The organism is Vibrio sp. 1078-1, assembly GCF_033340475.1.
Map to the genome: position 1 here is coordinate 1 of NZ_JAWOWM010000443.1, position 655 is coordinate 655.

The window sequence follows — 655 nt, forward strand, 5'->3', positions numbered from 1 at the left end:
ATTCGTCGAGCAGTGCTTGAACTGGGGTACCCAAGAGCGCCCATACGTTTCGAGGCTGTTTAAAGGTTTTACCGGTTAACGTAACGACACGTTCGATCATTGGCTCGCCATCGATGATAGCGCGCTTAATCGAGTATAAAGAACCGACGTTTTGAACCAAGATGCCAATATCTGCAGGGATAGAGCCGCTAGGAACTTCCTTGTTGGTCAGAATCTTTATCAGCTGCTTTTCACCGCCCGATGGGTATTTCGTCGGGATTACTCGAATAACAATGTCCTTGTTCAGCGCGGCACTTTCCAGTGCTTTAATGGCATCTGGTTTGTTATCTTCGATACCAATGATCGTCAGTTTTGGCTTAAGGATGTGTTCGACGAGTTCGATACCCTGGATAAGCTCTTCGGCATGCTCCTGCATCAGTTTGTCATCGGCCGTGATGTACGGTTCACATTCTGCTGCATTCACAATCAGGATTTCTGTACGAGCAATGCCCGATTGGATCTTTTTCGCAGTAGGGAAGCCAGCACCACCCATCCCTGAAATGCCAGCAAGGCGAATAATGTCGATGAGTGCATCGGCGGATTCTTGAGTGTAGTCAGCGATAGGTGACTTTTCACACCAAGTATCTTGGCCGTCAGGAGTGATGACGGCGCACAA

General features: G+C 48.5%; 1 protein-coding gene. It reads right to left on the minus strand.

Going from position 1 to position 655, the window contains the following annotated elements:
- Positions 1 to 655, minus strand: a 655-nt coding sequence (gene rsxC / locus R7190_RS28090; protein ID WP_318137954.1) for an electron transport complex subunit RsxC, incomplete at both ends; no start/stop codon positions are given.